Raw genomic sequence first — 23,733 nt, forward strand, 5'->3', positions numbered from 1 at the left:
AGTAACGCCGGTCAGTGACCGGCGTTTTTTTTATTTCTTCTCTACCAGTTGCTTCACGGTATCCGCATACTGAGCGACGAAGACATCCATATTGCTGGTGTCCATCCCCTGCGGATTCAGCTGGTATTTACCATTAACATACATAGCCGGTACGCCCTGCAGCTGCAGATCGGCTGCCGCTTTCTCTTGCTGAGCGACCAGAGATTTCACCACGAAGCTATTCCATGCGGCATCGTAGTCTTCCCCTTTCACGCCAGCATCGACAAACACTTTACGAATGTCAGCCACACTCTGCACAGTCTGGTTTTTCTGCACGGCTTCGAACATCGGCGCAGTAATTTTGTCTTCAACGCCCAGCGCGATGGCCACCGCCCATGCCTGCGTCAGATCCTTGCCCAGCGGACCCAGGAACTCAACGTGGTATTTGGTCATTTTAGTGCCTTCCGGCAGTTTCTGACGCACATTGTCAGAGACATGCAGCACTTCTTCAAACTGGTAGCAGTGCGGGCAGTAGAACGAAAAGAACTCGAGCACCTGCGGCTCGCCAGCTATCGGCTTATCAAGGGTGATGTACTGCTTGCCGTCGGTGATCTGGGCAGCGGATGCACTAAAAGCCAGAATCATACCAGCCAGCGCCAGCCAAACTTTTTTCATGATTTACTCTCTCCTGGATATATCACATTAATACATTGGCGTTAACTGAAGCGGGGGTTCCTGTAGAACCTTCACCTGCTCAAGAAAAGTCGACGTCTGCCCCCGCCAGTAATCCTCCCCGGTTAACCAGGGGAAATTGACCGGGAAAGCGGGATCGTCCCAGCGTCTGAGCAACCACGCCAGATAATAAACCAGTCGCATAGCGCGTAAAGGTTCAATCAGCGCGATTTCATCGCTGTTAAAGGGGCTGAATTCCTCATAGGCCTCGACAATAGTCTCCAGCTGCATACGCTGTTCAGCCTTATCGCCGTTGAGCAGCATCCACAGATCCTGAATCGCCGGGCCGGTACGCGCATCGTCTAAGTCGACAAACAGTGGTCCGTCGCGCCAGAGGATATTACCGGCATGGCAGTCACCGTGCAGGCGCAACGTGTTCCCGCGGCCGTGCCATTGCTCCATGACGGCAGCAATGAGTTTATCGGTCGCCTTCAGGAAATCGGCCTTCAGGCCAGAGGGGATCAGCGTCGCCTGCTCAAACACCTGACGCGGTTCCAGCAGGTACTCCTGCACGCCAATTTCCGGGCGGGCAGTAAAGCGCTGTTTGCAGCCCGTCTGGTGCAGGCGCCCCAGATAGCGGCCAACCCATTCCATCTGATCAAGGTTATCCGCTTCGAACTGACGACCGCCAAGGCTTGGGAAAACGGCAAAGTAGAATCCCTGATGCTGATGAAGCGTGCTGTCATTAAATAAGAGCGGCGCAGCAACGGGCACTTCATCTTCTACAAGCTGAAGCGCAAACTGGTGTTCTTCAAGGATCTGTTCTGCGGACCAGCGCTCAGGACGATAGAACTTTACCACATAGCGATGGCGCTCTTCGTCCTGGAACTGATAAACGCGGTTCTCATAGCTGTTTAGCGGGGTGAGACCGGAGTCCACCCGCATACCCAGATCGAATAACCCATCGATAATGGTATCCGGGCGAAGCGTCTGAAAAGTAAAAGCCTTATCGTGCATCCTGACATCCGATAATCGTACGAATAGTTCAGGATATCATCTCATTGCACTTTACGCGGTAGCGCTTACAACCTTTTACTCTTTTATTACCCCGCGGGCGCGCAGCAGCGCGGTTTTAAAGTCCTCTTCATAATCCTTCTGAATACCCGGGATGACAGCATCTTTGGAAGAGTCGCGCATCTTCAGGTGATAGATCAGAATATCGTCGGAAAGATCGCTCAGTTCGCCATCATAGCCGGCCTCTTTCGCCAGCTTCTGCAAAAATTGCATCAGGTTCAGTTCAGGCTCTTTTTGCCAGGCTGGCTGGAGGAGTTCAATTACTTCATTCAGACGTTTACATTTCATGGTCATGCTCCTTACTCTTGATAGGGACAAGTTAACAGGGTCAATCCCACAATGAAAGAGGCGATATTCATATGCAAAGCGAGGCGATAACCGGCGTCGTGCTGGCGGGCGGCAGGGCCACGCGGATGGGCGGCATTGATAAAGGATTACAGGCGCTAAATGGTCGCCCTCTCTGGCGACACGTCGCGGAAGCATTAGCCCTGCAGGTAGATGAGTTAGTCATTAGCGCCAATCGTCATCTTGAACAGTGGCGTGCCAGCGGATATCCGGTCTTTCGAGACATACAGGAGGGTTATCAGGGGCCGCTGGCCGGAATGCTTGCTGTGATGCAGCAGGTCGCGAGCCCATGGTTTGTTTTTTGCCCCTGCGACACGCCGTTCATTCCGTCCTTTTTGGTGGAGCGCTTTATCCAGCAGAGAGGGGACGCACCGGTCGTTTGGGCCCATGACGGCGAACGGGATCATCCTGCCGTTGCATTAGTTCATCGTCAAATCATTCCGGAACTGGAGGCTTATCTGGCACATGGAGAGCGCAGGGTGATGGTTTTTATGCGACAAATGGGTGGGCGCCCGGTGAATTTCAGCGATGTGAAAACTGCTTTCATTAATGTAAATACGCTCGAAGATTTGCAGCAGATGCAGGAGCCATCATGATCCCATTACTGGCGATCGCCGCATGGAGCGGTACCGGAAAAACAACATTATTAAAGCGTCTTATCCCTGAGCTTTGCGCTCTAGGATTACGCCCGGGACTGATAAAGCACACCCATCATGATATGGACGTGGATAAGCCGGGCAAAGATAGCTATGAACTGCGTAAGGCGGGCGCTGCGCAAACTATTGTCGCCAGCGAACAGCGGTGGGCATTGATGACCGAGACGCCAGAGAAGCCGGAATTAGATCTCACGTGGCTGGTCAGTCGAATGGATGCCAGCAAACTGGACCTGGTTTTAGTGGAGGGGTTCAAACATGAACCCGTGCCGAAGATCCTGCTTTTTCGGCAAAACAGCGGCCATCGTGTAGAAGAGCTGGTAATTGATGAGCATACCATCGCCGTGGCCAGCGATGTATCGATCGCGACCTCACTTCCGCTGCTGGATTTAAATGATGTACCACAGATCGCGACATTTATTGTGAGTTGGTTAGAGAGGCAATAGTCATTTATCGACGGTGATATAGGAGGGATTTTCCCGGAGGCGGTGCTGCGCACCTTGTCCGGCCACAGGGACGTAGCCCCGTGTCGGATCCGTAGCCCCGGCAAGCGCAGCGCCACCGGGGAGACATGCCGGCACGCTGGCCGGACGACAGAAACGCAAAAAGCCCATCCGGCAGGATGGGCTCTTCACTTATTTGATGCCTGGCAGTTCCCTACTCTCACATGGGGAGACCCCACACTACCATCGGCGCTACGGCGTTTCACTTCTGAGTTCGGCATGGGGTCAGGTGGGACCACCGCGCTAGTGCCGCCAGGCAAATTCTTTGTGCTCGTCCTGTGTCTTTTGCGCTCATACTGCGTTGGCTGCTCTCGCGAGTGTCAGTCACATACTTATGTATGCTCCTTCCATCGCGTCGTTTGCCGCCTTGTCTCAGCGCAAAATCCTTCGGACTCTGAATCAGAGCTGAAAATTCTCAAATCCGCCGCCAAAACATCTTCGGCGTTGTAAGGTTAAGCCTCACGGTTCATTAGTACCGGTTAGCTCAACGCATCGCTGCGCTTACACACCCGGCCTATCAACGTCATCGTCTTTAACGTTCCTTCAGGAGACTTAAAGTCTCAGGGAGAACTCATCTCGGGGCAAGTTTCGTGCTTAGATGCTTTCAGCACTTATCTCTTCCGCATTTAGCTACCGGGCAGTGCCATTGGCATGACAACCCGAACACCAGTGATGCGTCCACTCCGGTCCTCTCGTACTAGGAGCAGCCCCCCTCAATTCTCCAGCGCCCACGGCAGATAGGGACCGAACTGTCTCACGACGTTCTAAACCCAGCTCGCGTACCACTTTAAATGGCGAACAGCCATACCCTTGGGACCTACTTCAGCCCCAGGATGTGATGAGCCGACATCGAGGTGCCAAACACCGCCGTCGATATGAACTCTTGGGCGGTATCAGCCTGTTATCCCCGGAGTACCTTTTATCCGTTGAGCGATGGCCCTTCCATTCAGAACCACCGGATCACTATGACCTGCTTTCGCACCTGCTCGCGCCGTCACGCTCGCAGTCAAGCTAGCTTATGCCATTGCACTAACCTCCTGATGTCCGACCAGGATTAGCTAACCTTCGTGCTCCTCCGTTACGCTTTGGGAGGAGACCGCCCCAGTCAAACTACCCACCAGACACTGTCCGCAACCCCGGTAAGGGGCCAACGTTAGAACATCAAACATTAAAGGGTGGTATTTCAAGGTTGGCTCCACGCAGACTGGCGTCCACGCTTCAAAGCCTCCCACCTATCCTACACATCAAGGCTCAATGTTCAGTGTCAAGCTATAGTAAAGGTTCACGGGGTCTTTCCGTCTTGCCGCGGGTACACTGCATCTTCACAGCGAGTTCAATTTCACTGAGTCTCGGGTGGAGACAGCCTGGCCATCATTACGCCATTCGTGCAGGTCGGAACTTACCCGACAAGGAATTTCGCTACCTTAGGACCGTTATAGTTACGGCCGCCGTTTACCGGGGCTTCGATCAAGAGCTTCTCCTTACGGATAACCCCATCAATTAACCTTCCGGCACCGGGCAGGCGTCACACCGTATACGTCCACTTTCGTGTTTGCACAGTGCTGTGTTTTTAATAAACAGTTGCAGCCAGCTGGTATCTTCGACTGGTCTCAGCTCCACCCGCAGGGGCTTCACCTACACACCAGCGTGCCTTCTCCCGAAGTTACGGCACCATTTTGCCTAGTTCCTTCACCCGAGTTCTCTCAAGCGCCTTGGTATTCTCTACCTGACCACCTGTGTCGGTTTGGGGTACGATTTGATGTTACCTGATGCTTAGAGGCTTTTCCTGGAAGCAGGGCATTTGTTACTTCAGCACCGTAGTGCCTCGTCATCACACCTCAGCCTTGATTATCCGGATTTGCCTGGACAACCAGCCTACATGCTTAAACCGGGACAACCGTCGCCCGGCTAACATAGCCTTCTCCGTCCCCCCTTCGCAGTAACACCAAGTACAGGAATATTAACCTGTTTCCCATCGACTACGCCTTTCGGCCTCGCCTTAGGGGTCGACTCACCCTGCCCCGATTAACGTTGGACAGGAACCCTTGGTCTTCCGGCGAGCGGGCTTTTCACCCGCTTTATCGTTACTTATGTCAGCATTCGCACTTCTGATACCTCCAGCATGCCTCACAGCACACCTTCGCAGGCTTACAGAACGCTCCCCTACCCAACAACACATAGTGTCGCTGCCGCAGCTTCGGTGCATGGTTTAGCCCCGTTACATCTTCCGCGCAGGCCGACTCGACCAGTGAGCTATTACGCTTTCTTTAAATGATGGCTGCTTCTAAGCCAACATCCTGGCTGTCTGTGCCTTCCCACATCGTTTCCCACTTAACCATGACTTTGGGACCTTAGCTGGCGGTCTGGGTTGTTTCCCTCTTCACGACGGACGTTAGCACCCGCCGTGTGTCTCCCGTGATAACATTCTTCGGTATTCGTAGTTTGCATCGGGTTGGTAAGTCGGGATGACCCCCTAGCCGAAACAGTGCTCTACCCCCGAAGATGAGTTCACGAGGCGCTACCTAAATAGCTTTCGGGGAGAACCAGCTATCTCCCGGTTTGATTGGCCTTTCACCCCCAGCCACAAGTCATCCGCTAATTTTTCAACATTAGTCGGTTCGGTCCTCCAGTTAGTGTTACCCAACCTTCAACCTGCCCATGGCTAGATCACCGGGTTTCGGGTCTATACCCTGCAACTTAACGCCCAGTTAAGACTCGGTTTCCCTGCGGCTCCCCTATACGGTTAACCTTGCTACAGAATATAAGTCGCTGACCCATTATACAAAAGGTACGCAGTCACACCCGAAGGTGCTCCCACTGCTTGTACGTACACGGTTTCAGGTTCTTTTTCACTCCCCTCGCCGGGGTTCTTTTCGCCTTTCCCTCACGGTACTGGTTCACTATCGGTCAGTCAGGAGTATTTAGCCTTGGAGGATGGTCCCCCCATATTCAGACAGGATACCACGTGTCCCGCCCTACTCTTCGAGTTCACAACCTGTGCATTTTGGTGTACGGGACTATCACCCTGTACCGTCGGACTTTCCAGACCGTTCCACTAACACACAAGCTGATTCAGACTCTGGGCTGCTCCCCGTTCGCTCGCCGCTACTGGGGGAATCTCGGTTGATTTCTTTTCCTCGGGGTACTTAGATGTTTCAGTTCCCCCGGTTCGCCTCGTTAACCTATGTATTCAGTTAACGATAGTGCAACGAATTGCACTGGGTTTCCCCATTCGGACATCGCCGGTTATAACGGTTCATATCACCTTACCGACGCTTTTCGCAGATTAGCACGTCCTTCATCGCCTCTGACTGCCAGGGCATCCACCGTGTACGCTTAGTCGCTTAACCTCACAACCCGAAGATGTTTCACTTCTGATTGCGAAAATTTGAGAGACTCGAACACACATTGACTGTGTGTCGTTTCAATTTTCAGCTTGATCCAGATTTTTAAAGAGCAAATATCTCAAACGCCACCCGAAGATGAGTTTTGAGATACATCGGCACGCGTCTTTCACTCACGAACCAGCAAGTGGCGTCCCCTAGGGGATTCGAACCCCTGTTACCGCCGTGAAAGGGCGGTGTCCTGGGCCTCTAGACGAAGGGGACACTGAAGTCTCAATCGCAAGACGCCTTGCTTCTTTACGTTCATCAGACAATCTGTGTGAGCACTACAAAGGCAGGTTCTTTAAGGTAAGGAGGTGATCCAACCGCAGGTTCCCCTACGGTTACCTTGTTACGACTTCACCCCAGTCATGAATCACAAAGTGGTAAGCGCCCTCCCGAAGGTTAAGCTACCTACTTCTTTTGCAACCCACTCCCATGGTGTGACGGGCGGTGTGTACAAGGCCCGGGAACGTATTCACCGTAGCATTCTGATCTACGATTACTAGCGATTCCGACTTCATGGAGTCGAGTTGCAGACTCCAATCCGGACTACGACATACTTTATGAGGTCCGCTTGCTCTCGCGAGGTCGCTTCTCTTTGTATATGCCATTGTAGCACGTGTGTAGCCCTGGTCGTAAGGGCCATGATGACTTGACGTCATCCCCACCTTCCTCCAGTTTATCACTGGCAGTCTCCTTTGAGTTCCCGGCCTAACCGCTGGCAACAAAGGATAAGGGTTGCGCTCGTTGCGGGACTTAACCCAACATTTCACAACACGAGCTGACGACAGCCATGCAGCACCTGTCTCACAGTTCCCGAAGGCACCAATCCATCTCTGGAAAGTTCTGTGGATGTCAAGACCAGGTAAGGTTCTTCGCGTTGCATCGAATTAAACCACATGCTCCACCGCTTGTGCGGGCCCCCGTCAATTCATTTGAGTTTTAACCTTGCGGCCGTACTCCCCAGGCGGTCGATTTAACGCGTTAGCTCCGGAAGCCACGCCTCAAGGGCACAACCTCCAAATCGACATCGTTTACGGCGTGGACTACCAGGGTATCTAATCCTGTTTGCTCCCCACGCTTTCGCACCTGAGCGTCAGTCTTTGTCCAGGGGGCCGCCTTCGCCACCGGTATTCCTCCAGATCTCTACGCATTTCACCGCTACACCTGGAATTCTACCCCCCTCTACAAGACTCTAGCCTGCCAGTTTCGAATGCAGTTCCCAGGTTGAGCCCGGGGATTTCACATCCGACTTGACAGACCGCCTGCGTGCGCTTTACGCCCAGTAATTCCGATTAACGCTTGCACCCTCCGTATTACCGCGGCTGCTGGCACGGAGTTAGCCGGTGCTTCTTCTGCGGGTAACGTCAATCGATGAGGTTATTAACCTCACCGCCTTCCTCCCCGCTGAAAGTGCTTTACAACCCGAAGGCCTTCTTCACACACGCGGCATGGCTGCATCAGGCTTGCGCCCATTGTGCAATATTCCCCACTGCTGCCTCCCGTAGGAGTCTGGACCGTGTCTCAGTTCCAGTGTGGCTGGTCATCCTCTCAGACCAGCTAGGGATCGTCGCCTAGGTGAGCCGTTACCCCACCTACTAGCTAATCCCATCTGGGCACATCTGATGGCATGAGGCCCGAAGGTCCCCCACTTTGGTCTTGCGACATTATGCGGTATTAGCTACCGTTTCCAGTAGTTATCCCCCTCCATCAGGCAGTTTCCCAGACATTACTCACCCGTCCGCCGCTCGTCACCCGAGAGCAAGCTCTCTGTGCTACCGCTCGACTTGCATGTGTTAGGCCTGCCGCCAGCGTTCAATCTGAGCCATGATCAAACTCTTCAATTTAAGTTTGATGCTCAAAGAATTAAACTTCGTAATGAATTACGTGTTCACTCTTGAGACTTGGTATTCATTTTTCGTCCGAGGACGTTAAGAATCCATGTCACTTTGAGTGCCCACACAGATTGTCTGATAAATTGTTAAAGAGCAGTGCCGCTTCGTTTTCGCTGCGGCGCGGGGTGTGCATATTACGCTTTCCCGCTGCAGAGTCAAGCATTTATTTTTGCTTTTCTCTGCGAGGTTCTCACCGGAACCCCGCTGACCCGGCGGCTTGTTTGCCGTTGTTCCGTGTCAGTGGAGGCGCATTATAGGGAGTAATTCTGAGGTGACAAGGGGAAATGCAAAAAAAGTTTTCAACCGTCTCTTTTTTCAACAATGCGGCGAGGAATGTCGCAAAAAACCGCCGTTTTGCCGTTTTAACCGACGAAACGGGGCGCCTGGTGGCATACTGTTAGAGTAGAGGAAAGAAAGGAACGGCATTTATGTCTTTAAGCGCACAGCAACTGGCGGCACAAAAGAACATTTCCTGGGTACTGGCCGAAAAGCTCGCCCAAAAAATACTGACTGGCGAATATCAGCCGGAAAGCATTCTTCCCGGCGAAATGGAGTTGGGGGAGCAGTTCGGCGTAAGCCGTACCGCCGTCCGCGAAGCGGTGAAGACGCTTACTGCAAAAGGCATGCTGCTGCCCCGCCCTCGCATTGGCACCCGGGTGATGCCGCGCAGCAGCTGGAATTTCCTTGATAAGGAACTGCTCTCCTGGTGGCTAACAGAAGATAACTTCGAAGAGGTGGTGAGCCACTTTCTCGTCATGCGCAGCAGCCTGGAGCCACAGGCCTGCTTTCTCGCCGCCGCCAACGGCACCGCCGGGCAAAAAGCGCAGCTCAATACATTAATGGAAGAGATGATTGCTCTGAAACGCCATTTTCAGCGCGAACGCTGGATAGAAGTCGATATGGCCTGGCATGAACATATCTATGAAATGAGCGGTAATCCTTTCCTCAGCTCTTTCGCCTCGCTGTTTCATTCGGTCTACCACACCTACTTCACGTCGATTACGCAAAATGAAGTGGTGAAGCTCGATCTCCACCAGGCGATTGTCGATGCCATTCTTAACAGTGATGCGCCGGGGGCGTTGCTCGCCTGCCAGGCATTGTTGAACGCCCCACACCACGTAAATCAATAACAAGGATTTGGCATGAGCGGAAAAAAAGGGCGCAGCATGGCTGGCCTGCCGTGGATCGCGGCGATGGCCTTCTTTATGCAGGCGCTGGATGCCACCATTCTTAACACCGCCCTCCCGGCTATCGCCCACAGTCTTAATCGTTCTCCCTTAGCGATGCAGTCGGCCATTATCAGCTATACGCTGACGGTGGCGATGCTGATCCCGGTCAGCGGCTGGCTGGCCGATCGCTTCGGCACGCGCCGGGTCTTTATCATCGCCGTTAGCCTGTTCACCCTCGGTTCCCTCGCCTGCGCCCTCTCCAGTTCCTTAACGGAACTGGTCATTTTTCGCGTAATTCAGGGGATCGGTGGGGCGATGATGATGCCGGTGGCGAGGCTGGCCCTGCTGCGTGCCTACCCCCGCAGCGAACTGTTGCCGGTCCTGAACTTTGTCACCATGCCGGGATTGGTGGGGCCGATTCTGGGCCCGGTACTCGGCGGGGTATTTGTGACCTGGGCCAGCTGGCATTGGATTTTCCTGATAAACATTCCGATCGGCGTAATTGGCATTCTGTACGCCCGTAAATACATGCCAAATTTCACAACGCCGCGCCGACGCTTCGATATAGGCGGTTTTCTGTTATTTGGCTTAAGTCTGGTGTTATTTTCCAGCGGTATTGAACTGTTTGGGGAAAAAATCGTGGCGACATGGCAGGCGCTGGCCGTGATTGCCGTCAGTCTGTTACTGCTCGTGGCCTATGTGCGTCACGCGCGTCGCCATCCGACGCCGCTTATCTCGCTCTCTTTATTTAAGACCCATACGTTCTCGGTCGGCATTGCCGGCAACCTCGCCACGCGGTTGGGTACCGGCTGCGTACCGTTTCTGATGCCGCTGATGCTGCAGGTTGGTTTCGGCTATCCGGCCATTATCGCCGGCTGTATGATCGCCCCCACCGCTATCGGCTCGATTATTGCGAAATCCACCGTTACCCAGGTGCTGCGCTGGTTTGGCTATCGTAAGACCCTGGTGGGGATCACCGTGTTTATTGGCCTTATGATCGCCCAGTTCTCGCTGCAGTCGCCAGAGATGCCGCTGTGGATGCTTCTTCTGCCGCTGTTCGTGCTGGGGATGGCGATGTCCACGCAGTTTACCGCCATGAATACCATTACCCTGGCCGATCTGACCGATGATAATGCCAGCAGCGGCAACAGCCTGCTGGCCGTCACCCAGCAGCTTTCAATTAGTCTCGGGGTGGCCATCAGCGCTGCGGTGCTACGCTTCTATGAAGGTTTTGATAATGCAAGCACGGTACAGCAGTTTCACTACACCTTTATAACCATGGGCGTGATAACCATTATATCGGCGCTGATGTTTATGCTGTTAAGAGCGAAGGATGGCCGCAACCTGATTAGCGAGCGGCATAAACGCTAAGCGGAACCGCGAACCACCAGCTCCGGCGTTAACTGAACGCGCTGCTGTTTTTGCTGCGGATCGGCCATGCGATGGATCAGTACGTCGATGGCCAGTTCCCCCAGCTCATCCTTTGGCTGGTGAATGGTGGTCAATGGCGGCGTCATATAACGTGCCAGCTCAATATCATCGTAGCCCACCAGCGCCATATCCTGCGGAATCTGCAGCCCGGCCTGGTATAACGCCTGATAAGCGCCAACCGCCATCGCATCGTTACCGACAAACACCGCCTGCGGACGCTGCGGCAACGCCAGCAGCTGCTGCATCGCGCTAAACCCGCCGCCAAACTCAAAATCACTGGTCACCACATATCCTTCGGCAACCGGCAGGCCGCAGCGCGCCATCGCGGCATGATAGCCTTCAAGACGCAGGCGCGCCGGGGTTTTATCCAGCGGGCCGGCAATACAGGCAATGCGTGAATGCCCCTGGTCAATCAGATACTGGGTCACCATATCGCCGCCGAGCAGCGAGTTATCCTGAATCAGATCGCTATCGCCATCAAAGGGGGCCCAGTCCATCATAACCGTCGGTACCGACGGATAGCGCTGCATGATTTCCGGGGAGGGCTGATGAGTCTCCGTGCACAGCAGGAGTAATCCATCGACGCGTTTTTGCATTAGCGTCTCCAGATTACGATTCATTCGCTGCTCATCACCTTCGGTATTGCAGAGCACGAGGCTATAACCCCGCTCAAAGCAGCTACGCTCCACGCCCCGCACCAGCTCCGAATAAAACGGATTGGTACTGGCGGTGATCAGCATGCCGATGGTACGGGTTTGATTGAGCTTGAGGCTACGCGCCAGCGCAGAGGGGGCGTAGTTGAGGCTTTTGATCGCAGCGTCAACTTTGGCGGTAATCGCCTCGCTGACAAAGCGGTCCTTATTGATGACGTGTGACACCGTCGATGTGGAAACGCCCGCGATGCGGGCCACATCTTTCATCGTAGCCAAGCATTACCCCTGTTGCGCTAAAAATTCATCGATCTCTGTGCGCCAAGGCACGGACGGCTGAGCGCCTTTGCGGGTTACGGCGATCGCCGCTGCGGCATGCGCAAAGCGAATCGCCTCCGGCAGGGCGGTCCCTTCCAGCAGCGCGGTCACCAGCGCGCCGTTAAAGGTATCACCGGCCGCGATAGTATCAATGGCCTGTACGCGAAACCCTGGGATCCGGCGGCTTTCGCCTTCGGCACTGAGCCAGACGCCGCGGCTGCCGAGGGTGATCATCACCGTACCAATGCCTTTGGCATGCAGCACGTCGGCGGCTTTTGCCGCATCTTCGTCACTCTCAACGCGAATACCGGTCAGCTTTTCCGCTTCGGTTTCGTTAGGGGTAATAATATCCACCAGCGCCAGCAGTTCATCCGGTAGTTCACGCGCTGGCGCGGGGTTCAGCACCACGGTGGTGTGATGGTGATGGGCGATTTTCGCCGCCGCTATGACGCTCTCCAGCGGCGACTCCAGCTGCATCAACAACGCCTGTGCGCTGGCGATACGCTCTTTTTCCGCCTCAACCTGGGAGACGGAAAGCGCCGCATTGGCGCCGGCATGAATACCGATGACATTCTCACCTTCAGCGTTAACGAAAATTAATGCCACCCCGGTCGCTTCCCCGGCAACCGCGCGCACGGGCGCCACGTCGATTTTATCGCTCGCCAGCTGACGACGGATGCGTTCACCGATATCGTCATCGCCGGTGCAGGCGATAAACGCGATATCCGCTCCGCTGCGCCCGGCGGCCACCGCCTGGTTGGCCCCTTTTCCACCGAACGCCACCTGATAATGGTGGCCGGTGACGGTTTCGCCCGGCGTCGGGAAAGCGTCAAGGTTAAGAATGTGATCGGCATTGATACTGCCAAGGACGACAAGTTTGCCTGCAGTTTTCATCATTTCTGTTCCCGGGAAAGCGCGCCACCGGGATCCGGTGGCGCATGCCCTGCTTTTCTTTTTTTATATTGTCCCTCGGACCGTTGCCAGTCCGAATCGCATATTACTGCTTAACGACCAGCTTCAGCTCAACCGGGTAGTTAGCTTCCACTTTTTCGCCCTTCAGTACCTTATCAGCAGTCTCAACGCCTTTCGCGCCGATCTGCTCCGGCAACTGTGCGACGGTCGCCGCCAGTTTGCCACTGTTTACTGCTTTTTCGCCATCCGGAGTGCCGTCAAATCCAACCACCATCACATCGGACTTGCCTGCGGTCTGCAGCGCGCGCAGGGCGCCCAGCGCCATTTCATCATTTTGCGCGAACACTGCCTGGACGTCAGGATGTGCGGTCAGCAGGTTCTGCATCACGTTCAGGCCTTTGGTGCGGTCGAAATCGGCCGGCTGGCTGGCCAGGACGTTGAATTTGTGCGCCGCCACGGCCTGTTTAAAGCCTTCGCCACGCTCGCGCGCCGCAGAAGTTCCGGCAATGCCCTGCAGCTCAATGACTTTTGCACTTTCACCCACTTTTTTCGCGATGTAATCGCCAGCCATTTTCCCACCCTGCACGTTGTCAGAGGCGATATGGCTCACGACATCGCCTTTTGTCGCCTGACGGTCGAGAGTGATGACCGGGATTTTCGCCTGGTTCGCCATCTTCACGGCGTTGCCGACGGCATCAGAGTCGGTGGGGTTGATCAGCAGCAGCTTGGTGCCGCGCACCGTTAAATCCTGGACGTTCGCCAGCTCTTTCGCCGGGTTGTTCTGGGAATCCAGCACCACCAGGTTGTAGCCCAGCTTGTCAGCTTCTTTTTGCGCGCCGTCTTTCAGCGACACGAAGAACGGGTTGTTGAGGGTAGAGATAACCAGAGCGATGGTGTCTTTGGCCATCGCGTTCGCGCTAACGGTCGCACTTAGCGCAACAGCAGAGACCAGGGTCGCCAGTTTTTTCATATTCATAGTTAAGATGTCCTGTAGAGTTCTCAGTTACTGCTTTTTGTTATCTACCAGTACCGCCAGCAAAATCACCACCGCTTTAACGATCATCTGGTAATAGGAAGAAACGCCTAAAAGATTAAGACCATTATTCAGGAAGCCAAGGATCAGCGCACCAATCAGCGTGCCGACAATGCGTCCTTTGCCACCAGCGAGGCTGGTGCCGCCGAGCACCACCGCCGCAATGGCGTCCAGCTCATAGCCCGTCCCCGCTGTCGGCTGCGCGGAGGAGAGACGCGCCACTTCGATGATCCCGGCCAGCGAAGCCAGCATTCCGCACAAGGCGTAAACGATAATTTTAACTTTATTGACGCTAATCCCGGACAGACGCGTCGCCGCTTCATTACCGCCCAGGGCATAAATATAACGGCCCAGGCGAGTATGGTGCAGCATGTACCAGGCCGCCAGGAAGACAATCGCCATGATCCATACCGGCGTTGGGATCCCCAGCGGACGCCCGATGCCAAACCAGCCGAACAGATCGGCATTATCGCTAAAGCCGGTATTGATCGGGCTGCCGTTGGTGTACACCATGGTTACGCCGCGCAGCAGCAGCATCATCACCAGGGTGGCGATGAAGGCCTGCACGCGGCCTCTCGCTACAATCACCCCGGTGACTGCGCCGATCGCCGCACCTAATGCGAGGGCAGCCGCGACCGCCACCAGCGCATTAACCTCAATGCCAACGATCGACGCTGCCACCGCACCGGTGAGCGCCAGCAGGGAACCGACGGACAGATCGATCCCCGAGGTCAGTATGACCAGCGTCATCCCTACCGCCATAATGGCGTTAACGGAGGTTTGCTGCAGAATATTGAACAGGTTATTGACGGTAAAAAAGTTGGGGCTCATGGTCGATACCACCGCGATCAGCACCAGCAGGGCAATCAGCGATTTTTGCTCCATCAGCCACGCTTTTGTGAAATAGCGGCGACCAGAAACAGCCTGGGTTGTCATCTTTCTTACTCCTGATTCACACGGTTAAGCTTGCCCACAGCGGCAGCCATCAATACTTCCTGGGTGGCCTGCTCGCGTGTGAATTCACCGCCGAGATGCCCTTCATGCATCACTATGATGCGATCGCTCATGCCCAACACTTCCGGCATCTCGGAGGAGACCAGAATGATGCTCAGGCCGTCGGCTTTGAACTGGTTGATGAGCTGGTAGATCTCTTTCTTCGCCCCGACGTCGACGCCGCGGGTCGGTTCATCGAGGATCAGCACCTTCGGCCGGGTCATCAGCCCGCGGGCGATGGCGACCTTTTGCTGGTTGCCGCCGGAAAGCAGGCCGATCGCCTGCTCCATGGACGGCGTTTTCACGTTAAACAGGCGGATGAAATCACTCACCGCCTGCTGTTCATCTTTATGCTTAAGACTACCGCCCGCCCGGCTGAAATAGCGCAGCGCCGTCAGGGACATGTTTTCTTTTACCGACATCCCGAGAACCAGACCATCGCGCTTACGGTCTTCGGAGATATAGACAATGCCGTTCGCCAGACCATCCTGCGGCGAACGGGTCACCACTTCGCGGCCATCGAGCGTCACGGAACCGCTGCTGCGCGGCAGCGCGCCGTACAGCACTTTCATCAGTTCGGTCCGCCCGGCGCCCATCAGCCCGGCAACGCCGAGGATCTCCCCCTGGCGCAGGGTAAAGGTCACGTTATCCACCCCCGGGCCGCAGAGGTTGTCGACCTTCAGGCGCACCGCGCCGGGCGCCTTATCGAGGTGTGGATATTGGTCTTCCAGCTTACGGCCGACCATCATCTCGATAAGTCGGTCCTCATCCAGCGACGAGACCTCGCGCTCGGCGATAAACTGCCCGTCACGAAAGACCGTCACGTCGTCGCAAATCTCGAAGATCTCTTTCATACGGTGGGAGATATAGACGATACCGCGCCCCTGCGACTTCAGTTCGCGGATGACGCGGAACAGCGATTCGGTTTCGGTATCGGTCAGCGCATCGGTCGGTTCATCCATAATGATGACTTTCGATTCGAAGCTCAGCACTTTGGCGATCTCCACCATTTGCTGATCGCCAATCGATAGATCGCCCACCAGTTTCTGGCTGGTAAAGCGGAGATTCAGCTTTGCCAACAGCTTGTCGGCTTCGGCATACATCTGCTTCCAGTCGATTTTGCCAAAACGGTTAACGAACTCGCGGCCAAGGAAGATGTTCTCGGCGATCGTCAACTGAGGGATCAGGTTCAGTTCCTGATGGATAATGCCGATCCCGGCTTCCTGGGAGGATTTTGGGCCGTTAAAGGTCGTCTCTTTGCCTAACCACAGCAAAGAGCCGGCATCACGGGTGTAGATCCCGGTCAACACCTTCATCATAGTGGACTTGCCGGCGCCATTTTCCCCTACCAGCGCCATCACCCGGCCGGCATAGACATTCAGCGCCGCGCCGGAGAGCGCCTTGACGCCAGGGAACGCTTTGTCGATCCCTTTCAGTTGCAATAAGGCTTCCATGACGGCGACCTCAGAACGTGACGCCGGCACAGAGAATGATATTCGCAAACGGGGAACACTCCCCGCTGCGAATTACCGCCTGACTGTCTGCGGTTTGTTTTTTGAACTGCTCATGGCTGGTGTAACGAATTTCAATGGTATTTCCCTGGTGCTGCTGCAGCTGCTCGAGGTGAGTGAGCAACGTCGCGTGGAGCTGCGGATTATGGGTTTTAATCTCTTCCGCGATGACAGCCGCTTCAACCTGCATTTCCGTCGTCACCACTTCCAGCACCTGCATAAATGAAGGTACGCCCTGAGTTAGCGCCATATCAATGCGCGTGCTGCTGCGGGGAACCGGTAATCCGGCATCGCAGACCACCAGCGTATCGGTGTGGCCCAGGCGGGAAATGACCGCGGAAATATCAGCGTTAAGTACGGTGCCTTTTTTCATTTTTTCTCTTTTGCTCCACTAGCGAAACGTTTCGCTAAAATAATTATTATCAATGCGTGAGCAGAAAACCATCACCAGAAGAGAGAAATGTGATCGCCATCGAAACGTTTCGCGAGGCAGCGACAGGACATAACAACCGGAGTGAGAAACAAAAAGCCCTTCGTAACGGAAGGGCTTTTTTGACATCAGATTTCGACCTGGGTACCGAGCTCGATAACCCGGTTTGGCGGGATCTCAAACTGATCCGGCGCCCGCAGGGCGTTACGCTGCAGCAGCAGATAAAGCTTACCGCGCAGGCGCAGATACCATGGCCGTTTGCCGATAATCAGCGACTCATGCGACATAAAGAACGAGGTCTCCATCATCCGGCAGCTGAGTCCTTCCAGGCCACAGCGGTGGAACACCTCTTCAACGTTAGGCGTTTCCCGCCAGCCGTAGCTGGCCACCACCCGCCAGAAGGACGGTGACAGCTGCTCAATCTGCACCCGGCGAACGTTATGCACGTAAGGCGCATCTTCGGTACGCAGGGTCAGGAGGATCACTCGCTCATGCAGCACCTTGTTGTGCTTCAGGTTATGCAGCAGGGCAAACGGGATCACGTTCAGGGCGCGGGACATATACACCGCAGTACCCGGCACACGCACTGGCGGTGACTTCTCCAGCGAAGAGATCATCGCTTCCAGCGAGTTGCCATGCTCGTGCATCCGGCGCAGCAGGCGGAAACGCTCGCTCTTCCAGGTCGTCATCACCGTAAACATCACCATCCCCAGGGACAACGGTAGCCAGCCGCCGGAGACAATCTTATCGAGGTTCGCCGAGAACAGCGGAATATCAATGCACAGGAAGGCCACCAGCATCAGACCGACAAACAGCTTGTTCCAGTGCCAGTTTTTGCGCGCCACGGTCGCCGACAGAATGGAGGTCAGCACCATGGTGCCCGTTACGGCGATACCATACGCCGCCGCCAGGTTAGACGAATGCTCAAAGCTGACGATAACGATGACCACAGAAACGTACAGCAGCCAGTTAATGAACGGAATGTAAATCTGCCCGGACTCCATTTCCGAGGTATGGATAATGCGCATCGGCGACAGATAGCCCAGACGCACTGCCTGACGGGTCAGGGAGAAGACCCCGGAAATCACTGCCTGGGAGGCGATAACCGTCGCCAGCGTGGCGATGATCAGCATCGGGATCAGCGCCCACTCAGGCGCCAGCAGGAAGAACGGGTTTTTAATCGCTTCCGGGTGCTTCAGCAGCAGCGCGCCCTGGCCAAAATAGTTCAGCACCAACGAGGGCAGCACGACGGAGAACCAGGCAACGCGGATCGGCAGTTTGCCGAAGTGGCCCATATCGGCGTACAGCGCTTCCACCCCGGTAATCGACAGCACCACCGCGCCAAGCGCAATAAAGGAAACGGTCTTGTATTGCAGGAAAAAGTGCACAGCCCAGTAGGGGTTCAGCGCCTGCAGAACTTCCGGATTAGCGTAAATGCTTCGCGCGCCCAGCACCGCCAGCAACAGGAACCAGATCAGCATAATCGGCGCAAACAGCTTGCCGACCATGCCAGTCCCGTGCTTCTGGATCACAAACAGCAGGGTGAGCACGATAATGGAGATAGGGACAATCCAGGTATCCAGCTGCGGGGCGATAATTTCTAACCCCTCTATCGCCGACATTACCGAAATCGCCGGGGTAATCACCACTTCGCCATAGAAGAAACTGCCGCCGATAAGGCCGAGGATCACCAGCACGGAGGTCATTCTGGCCGAAGTATTACGTCCGGCCAGCGACATCAGCGTTAAGATCCCGCCTTCCCCGGCGTTATCCGCCCGCATCACGAAGGTGATGTATTTGATCGATACGGTAAAGATTAACAGCCAGAAAATCAGCGACAAAAAGCCAAAAACGGCATCGCGCTCTACGCCAAAGCCAAACTGACCTGACAGGCATTCGCGCAGGGTATACAGTGGACTGGTACCGATATCGCCGTACACCACGCCGATGGCCGCCAGCGTTAACGCCGGCAACGATTGTTTATTATCAGTGCTCATAGACTAGTCTTTTCGTTTATAAAACAAATGTGTGCCTAGTCCCTTGGCCCACAAAAAGCGCACAGTATGCACGATTATTTGTGAAATCGTACCCCTAACAGACACCATATTAACCTGGCTCAAAAAAAATAAATCGATTCTTCAGGCTATTACCGCCCCGGCTCTAACATCTATACTCGTCCCAATAACGATACATGACAAAGCACGCAACTCAATTATGGCTCAAACACATTTACTGGCTGAAAGAATTTCCCGGCTCAGCGCGGCACTCGAAAAAGGACTCTTTGAACGCAGCCACGCGATACGCCTCTGCCTGCTGGCGGCGCTCAGCGGCGAGAGCGTTTTTTTGCTTGGTCCACCGGGGATCGCCAAAAGCCTGATTGCCCGCCGCCTCAAATTCGCCTTCCAGCAGGCGCGCGCTTTTGAATACCTGATGACCCGCTTCTCCACCCCGGAAGAGGTTTTTGGGCCACTGTCCATTCAGGCGCTGAAAGATGAAGGCCGTTACGAACGTTTAACCGCCGGCTACCTGCCGGAAGCGGAAATCGTGTTTCTCGATGAAATATGGAAAGCAGGTCCGGCTATCCTCAACACCCTACTGACGGCGATTAACGAACGTCACTTCCGCAATGGCGCGCATGAAGAGAAAATCCCAATGCGCCTGCTGGTGGCCGCGTCGAACGAACTCCCGGAAGCCGACAGCAGCCTGGAAGCGCTGTATGACCGAATGCTGATCCGTCTATGGCTTGATAAAGTGCAGGATAAAGGTAATTTCCGTTCGATGCTGGTCAGCCAGCAGGATGAAAACAGCAATCCAGTGCCCAGCGCGCTGCAGGTGAGCGACGAGGAATTTACCCAATGGCAGCAGCAGATCGGCAATATTAAACTGCCGGACGCGGTGTTTGAGCTGATATTCCAGCTCCGCCAGCAGCTGGACGCCCTGCCAAATGCCCCCTACGTCTCGGATCGCCGCTGGAAAAAGGCTATTCGCCTGCTGCAGGCCAGCGCCTTCTTCAGCGGCCGCGACAGCATCGCGCCGATCGACCTAATCCTGCTGAAAGATTGTCTGTGGCACAACGTCGAAAGTATGAACCTGATGTCGCAGCAGCTGGAAACGCTCATGACCTGTCACGCCTGGCAACAGCAGGCGATGCTGACGCGGTTGGGGGCGATTGTGCAGCGACGCATTCAGATCCAACAACAGCAAAGCGACAAAACGGCGCTGAAGGTCACCCGCCTTGGCGGGATGTTTAGCCGCAAACCGCACTATGAACTGCCGGCGGAGATCCAGGGGACCACCCTGACGCTGCTGCTGCAGCAGCCGCTCAAACTTCACGATATGGAAGTGATCCACATTACTTTTGAACGCGAGGCGTTAGCCAACTGGCTGGAAAAGGGCGGCGAGATCCGCGGTAAGCTCAACGGGATCGGCTTTGCTCAACTACTCAATATGGATGTCGACACCAGCCAGCATCTGGTCGTCCGCGATGTGAGCCTGCAGGGCTCACGCCTCGCGCTGCCCGGCAGCGCAGCGCAGGAGAATATGCCGGCGGAAATTCGCCAGCAGCTGGAAGCGCTGGATGATGAGTGGCACCAGCAACACAACCGCTTCAGCGAGCAGCAAAAGTGCCTGTTTATCCCGGTCGAATGGCTGGGAAGAATCGAAGCCAGCCTGCAGGACGTCGGCGCGCAGATTAAACAGGCGAAGCAGCCATGACGCTCGATATGCTGAATGTCATGCTGGCAGTCAGCGAAGAGGGAATGATCGAGGAGATGCTGCTGGCGCTGTTGGCCTCTCCTCAACTGGCGGTGTTCTTTGAAAAATTTCCCCGCCTGAAAAACATCATCGCGGCGGATATTCCGCGCTGGCGGGAAGCCGTTCGCGCCCGCTTAAAAGAAGTTAACATCCCGCCGGATCTGGACGCCGAAGTGCAAACCTATCAGCAGGCTCAGCTGCTCTCTACCTCGCAGTTTATCGTCCAGCTCCCGCAAATTCTCGGCAAACTGCACCAGCTCCAGTCCCCTTTTGCCGCCCAGGCGCAGAAGCTGGTGGATGACAATGCCACCTTTACCCCGGCGCTGCATACGCTGTTTTTACAGCGCTGGCGCCTGAGCCTGGTGGTGCAAGCCACCAGCCTTAACCAGCAGCTGCTGGACGAGGAGCGCGACCAGTTGCTCAGTGAGGTCCAGGAACGAATGACGCTCAGCGGTCAGCTCGATCCGGTGCTGGCGGAAAATGATACCGCCGCCGGACGCCTGTGGGATATGAGCGCCGGCGAACTCAAACGAGGCGACTACCAGCTGATCGTGCGCTATGGCGATTTTCTTAACCAGCAACCGGAGCTGCTGCAGCTGGCGGAACAGCTGGGGCGTTCAAGGGAAGCGAAATCCGTGCCGAAGAAAGATGCGCCGATGGAAACCTTCCGCAGCCTGGTACGCGAGCCGGCAACGGTGCCTGAACAGGTCGACGGCCTCCAGCAGAGCGACGACATTCTACGCCTGCTGCCGCCGGAGCTGGCGACGCTTGGCATCACGGAGCTGGAGTTTGAATTTTATCGCAAGCTGGTGGAGAAACAGCTGCTCACCTACCGGCTACACGGCGATGCCTGGCGCGAGAAAATTACCGAACGCCCGGTAACGCGGCAGGATTTTGATGAGCAACCGCGCGGGCCGTTCATTGTCTGCGTCGATACGTCAGGATCGATGGGCGGTTTTAACGAACAGTGCGCTAAGGCCTTTTGTCTGGCCCTGATGCGCATCGCGCTGGCCGATAACCGTCGCTGCTTCATTATGCTGTTTTCCAGCGAAGTGGTGCATTACGAGTTGACCAGCGAGAGCGGACTGGAGCAGGCGATCCGTTTCCTGAGCCAGCGTTTTCGCGGCGGCACCGATCTGGCCAGCTGTTTTCGCGCCATTATTGAACGTTTGCAAAACCCGCAGTGGGTGGATGCGGATGCCGTGGTGATCTCCGACTTTATTGCCCAACGGTTGCCGGATGAGGTGATTGCTCAAGTGGGGGAGTTACAGCGTAAGCATCAGCACCGTTTTCACGCGGTGGCGATGTCGGTTCACGGCAAACCCGGCATCATGCGCATCTTCGATCATATCTGGCGCTTTGACACCGGGCTGCGTAGCCGCCTGCTGCGACGCTGGCGGCGCTAATCGTTACAGCAGCGCGGAAACGCTTTCGCGAACCTGCGCTGGCCATACGCCGCACTGCACCTGACCAATATGGTCAAGCTGCAGCAACAGCATCGTCAAACGAGACTGGCCAATGCCGCCGCCGATAGTCTGCGGCATCTCGCCGCGCAGCAGCGCCTGGTGCCACTCCAGTTTCAGGCGATCTTCATCGCCGGTCAGCGCCAGCTGGCGCTTTAGCGCCTCGGCGTCAACGCGGATCCCCATCGAGGAGATCTCGAACGCATCCTCCAGCACCGGGTTCCACACCAGGATATCGCCGTTCAGGCCGGCAAAACCTTCAGAAACCTCAGTACTCCAGTCATCATAATCCGGCGCACGCACGTCGTGGCGCTTGCCATCAGCTAGTTTGCCGCCGATACCAATTAAGAAGACGGCGCCCAGCTCTTTGGCAATAGCCCGCTCACGACCTTTGGCATCAAGCTCCGGATAGCGGCTCAGCAGCTCCTGGCTGTGAACAAAATGGATCTGTTCCGGCAGGAATGGCGTCAGGCCAAACTCCTGGCTGACCGCCAGCTCGGTGGCTTTGATCCCGGCGTAGATCGCCTCGACGGTTGCCTTCAGGGTGCCGACGTGACGCTCTTCATCCCCCATCACGCGCTCCCAGTCCCACTGGTCAACATAGACGGAATGGATAGGCGTCAGACGGTCTTCATCGGGGCGAAGGGCTTTCATGTGCGTGTACAGCCCTTCGCCCGCGCTGAAGTCGTGTTGTCCCAGGGTTTGACGCTTCCACTTCGCCAGCGAATGAACCACTTCGAACTGGGCGTCGGGCAGTGTTTTCACTTTTACCTGAACCGCTTTCTCGCAGCCGGACAAGTTATCCTGCGTCCCATCGCCCACGCGGCTTAAGATTGGCGCCTGGACTTCAATCAGGCCAAGCTTCTCTTCCAGCTGACGGGAAAAGTGGGATTTAACGAAACTGATCTGGCGTTGTTTTGCGATATATGCGGTTTTCATTTTTATGACTCCTGCGTCCTGTTGCCATTGATTAAGCAACAAAACAGGGCGGCAATACAATAATCAATCAATAAAAAGGCGCATCAACTTTCAATTCATTAAAATATGGCGCTAAAATAGTAAGACCCCTCAAACTTCATAAGAAAAAGATATGGAAAATTATCAGATCGACAATCTGGACCGCGGCATTCTTGATGCGCTGATGGCCAACGCCCGTACCGCCTATGCCGAACTGGCCAAACAGTTCAGCGTCAGCCCGGGCACCATTCACGTGCGCGTCGAAAAGATGAAGCAGGCGGGTATCATTACCGGCGCGCGCATTGACGTCAGCCCCAAGCAGCTGGGCTACGACGTCGGTTGCTTCATCGGCATTATTTTAAAAAGCGCCAAAGACTATCCCTCCGCCCTCGCCCGCCTGGAAAGTCTGGAGGAGGTCACCGAGGCTTACTACACCACCGGCCACTACAGCATCTTTATTAAGGTGATGTGTAAATCCATCGATGCTCTGCAGCAGGTACTTATCAACAAGATCCAAACAATCGATGAAATTCAGTCCACTGAAACTCTGATCGTGCTGCAGAACCCGATCATGCGCACCATCAAGCCCTGATCGCTTTTTTTAAT

Annotated in this window: 18 protein-coding genes, 1 tRNA gene and 3 rRNA genes; 7 read left to right on the top strand and 15 right to left on the bottom strand. The window is 55.2% G+C overall.

What is annotated here, in order from left to right; genetic code table 11:
- Nucleotides 1-30: 30 nt before the first annotated feature.
- The 3 genes from dsbA to AB1E37_RS25250 form a co-directional block, all read right to left on the bottom strand.
- Complete coding sequence (dsbA, locus tag AB1E37_RS25240) at nucleotides 31-654, bottom strand: thiol:disulfide interchange protein DsbA (protein ID WP_004146224.1); 624 nt, start codon at nucleotides 652-654, stop codon at nucleotides 31-33.
- A 27-nt stretch (nucleotides 655-681) separates the two neighbouring features.
- Nucleotides 682-1,668: a serine/threonine protein kinase gene (locus AB1E37_RS25245; RefSeq protein ID WP_002882726.1), complete on the bottom strand. Its 987-nt coding sequence runs from the start codon at nucleotides 1,666-1,668 to the stop codon at nucleotides 682-684.
- 75 nt (nucleotides 1,669-1,743) lie between these two features.
- The gene (locus AB1E37_RS25250) at nucleotides 1,744-2,013 is read right to left on the bottom strand and encodes a YihD family protein (protein ID WP_002882612.1); all 270 of its coding nucleotides are present in this window, start codon (nucleotides 2,011-2,013) and stop codon (nucleotides 1,744-1,746) included.
- Between the two features lie 71 nt (nucleotides 2,014-2,084).
- On the opposite strand from AB1E37_RS25250, the gene mobA reads away from it, so the two are divergent.
- Together mobA and mobB are read left to right on the top strand one after the other, a co-directional pair.
- Complete coding sequence (gene mobA, locus AB1E37_RS25255; protein ID WP_032448326.1) at nucleotides 2,085-2,666, top strand: molybdenum cofactor guanylyltransferase MobA; 582 nt, start codon at nucleotides 2,085-2,087, stop codon at nucleotides 2,664-2,666.
- Nucleotides 2,663-3,169, top strand: a complete 507-nt coding sequence (gene mobB, locus AB1E37_RS25260) for a molybdopterin-guanine dinucleotide biosynthesis protein MobB (RefSeq protein ID WP_002882596.1) — start codon at nucleotides 2,663-2,665, stop codon at nucleotides 3,167-3,169. Before mobA ends, mobB begins: the two co-directional genes overlap by 4 nt.
- A 198-nt stretch (nucleotides 3,170-3,367) precedes the next feature.
- On the opposite strand, the gene rrf is transcribed toward mobB, so the two are convergent.
- The 4 genes from rrf to AB1E37_RS25280 all read right to left on the bottom strand — a co-directional run bounded on the left by rrf (nucleotide 3,368) and on the right by AB1E37_RS25280 (nucleotide 8,459).
- Nucleotides 3,368-3,483, bottom strand: a 5S ribosomal RNA gene (gene rrf, locus AB1E37_RS25265).
- Between the two features lie 191 nt (nucleotides 3,484-3,674).
- Nucleotides 3,675-6,576 (bottom strand): 23S ribosomal RNA (locus AB1E37_RS25270).
- A gap of 182 nt (nucleotides 6,577-6,758) precedes the next feature.
- Nucleotides 6,759-6,834: transfer RNA gene (locus AB1E37_RS25275), tRNA-Glu, on the bottom strand.
- An 85-nt stretch (nucleotides 6,835-6,919) separates the two neighbouring features.
- Nucleotides 6,920-8,459, bottom strand: a 16S ribosomal RNA gene (locus AB1E37_RS25280).
- The 16S, 23S and 5S rRNA genes sit together here with 1 tRNA gene alongside, the layout of an rRNA operon.
- A 476-nt stretch (nucleotides 8,460-8,935) precedes the next feature.
- On the opposite strand from AB1E37_RS25280, the gene AB1E37_RS25285 reads away from it, so the two are divergent.
- Nucleotides 8,936-9,637 (top strand): FadR/GntR family transcriptional regulator, encoded by a 702-nt coding sequence (locus AB1E37_RS25285; RefSeq protein ID WP_002882540.1) that lies wholly within the window; start codon nucleotides 8,936-8,938, stop codon nucleotides 9,635-9,637.
- A gap of 12 nt (nucleotides 9,638-9,649) precedes the next feature.
- The gene (gene mdtD / locus AB1E37_RS25290; RefSeq protein WP_002882539.1) at nucleotides 9,650-11,047 is read left to right on the top strand and encodes a multidrug transporter subunit MdtD; all 1,398 of its coding nucleotides are present in this window, start codon (nucleotides 9,650-9,652) and stop codon (nucleotides 11,045-11,047) included.
- Here the strand turns inward: mdtD and rbsR are convergent.
- The 7 genes from rbsR to kup all read right to left on the bottom strand — a co-directional run bounded on the left by rbsR (nucleotide 11,044) and on the right by kup (nucleotide 18,951).
- A complete protein-coding gene (gene rbsR, locus AB1E37_RS25295) occupies nucleotides 11,044-12,036 on the bottom strand; it encodes a ribose operon transcriptional repressor RbsR (RefSeq protein WP_367776945.1) in 993 nt (330 codons plus the stop codon). The genes mdtD and rbsR overlap by 4 nt on opposite strands.
- 3 nt (nucleotides 12,037-12,039) lie before the next feature.
- Complete coding sequence (rbsK, locus tag AB1E37_RS25300; RefSeq protein WP_004144980.1) at nucleotides 12,040-12,972, bottom strand: ribokinase; 933 nt, start codon at nucleotides 12,970-12,972, stop codon at nucleotides 12,040-12,042.
- A 100-nt stretch (nucleotides 12,973-13,072) separates the two neighbouring features.
- Nucleotides 13,073-13,963, bottom strand: coding sequence for a ribose ABC transporter substrate-binding protein RbsB (gene rbsB / locus AB1E37_RS25305; protein WP_002882536.1), 891 nt, complete (start codon nucleotides 13,961-13,963; stop codon nucleotides 13,073-13,075).
- Between the two features lie 27 nt (nucleotides 13,964-13,990).
- The gene (gene rbsC / locus AB1E37_RS25310; protein ID WP_002882531.1) at nucleotides 13,991-14,956 is read right to left on the bottom strand and encodes a ribose ABC transporter permease; all 966 of its coding nucleotides are present in this window, start codon (nucleotides 14,954-14,956) and stop codon (nucleotides 13,991-13,993) included.
- Nucleotides 14,957-14,961: 5 nt separating this feature from the next.
- Nucleotides 14,962-16,467, bottom strand: a complete 1,506-nt coding sequence (gene rbsA, locus AB1E37_RS25315; protein ID WP_002882529.1) for a ribose ABC transporter ATP-binding protein RbsA — start codon at nucleotides 16,465-16,467, stop codon at nucleotides 14,962-14,964.
- 10 nt (nucleotides 16,468-16,477) lie between these two features.
- On the bottom strand, nucleotides 16,478-16,897 hold the full coding sequence (gene rbsD, locus AB1E37_RS25320) for a D-ribose pyranase (RefSeq protein WP_002882527.1): 420 nt from the start codon (nucleotides 16,895-16,897) through the stop codon (nucleotides 16,478-16,480).
- 185 nt (nucleotides 16,898-17,082) lie between these two features.
- Nucleotides 17,083-18,951, bottom strand: a complete 1,869-nt coding sequence (gene kup, locus AB1E37_RS25325) for a low affinity potassium transporter Kup (RefSeq protein WP_002882520.1) — start codon at nucleotides 18,949-18,951, stop codon at nucleotides 17,083-17,085.
- Between the two features lie 217 nt (nucleotides 18,952-19,168).
- Here kup and ravA point away from each other — a divergent pair, with 217 nt between their 5' ends.
- Together ravA and viaA are read left to right on the top strand one after the other, a co-directional pair.
- Complete coding sequence (gene ravA / locus AB1E37_RS25330) at nucleotides 19,169-20,668, top strand: ATPase RavA (protein WP_004151555.1); 1,500 nt, start codon at nucleotides 19,169-19,171, stop codon at nucleotides 20,666-20,668.
- Entirely contained in the window at nucleotides 20,665-22,113 is a 1,449-nt protein-coding gene (gene viaA / locus AB1E37_RS25335) for an ATPase RavA stimulator ViaA (RefSeq protein ID WP_002882517.1), read from the top strand. The genes ravA and viaA overlap by 4 nt, the downstream gene beginning before the upstream one ends.
- Before the next feature lie 3 nt (nucleotides 22,114-22,116).
- Here viaA and asnA read toward each other — a convergent pair whose 3' ends face one another.
- On the bottom strand, nucleotides 22,117-23,109 hold the full coding sequence (gene asnA, locus AB1E37_RS25340) for an aspartate--ammonia ligase (RefSeq protein WP_002882514.1): 993 nt from the start codon (nucleotides 23,107-23,109) through the stop codon (nucleotides 22,117-22,119).
- A 151-nt stretch (nucleotides 23,110-23,260) separates the two neighbouring features.
- Here asnA and asnC point away from each other — a divergent pair, with 151 nt between their 5' ends.
- A complete protein-coding gene (gene asnC, locus AB1E37_RS25345) occupies nucleotides 23,261-23,719 on the top strand; it encodes a transcriptional regulator AsnC (protein WP_002882510.1) in 459 nt (152 codons plus the stop codon).
- The last annotated feature ends 14 nt before the right edge of the window (nucleotides 23,720-23,733 follow it).

The organism is Klebsiella sp. Shm-1, assembly GCF_040804525.1.
GTDB lineage: Bacteria > Pseudomonadota > Gammaproteobacteria > Enterobacterales > Enterobacteriaceae > Klebsiella > Klebsiella pneumoniae.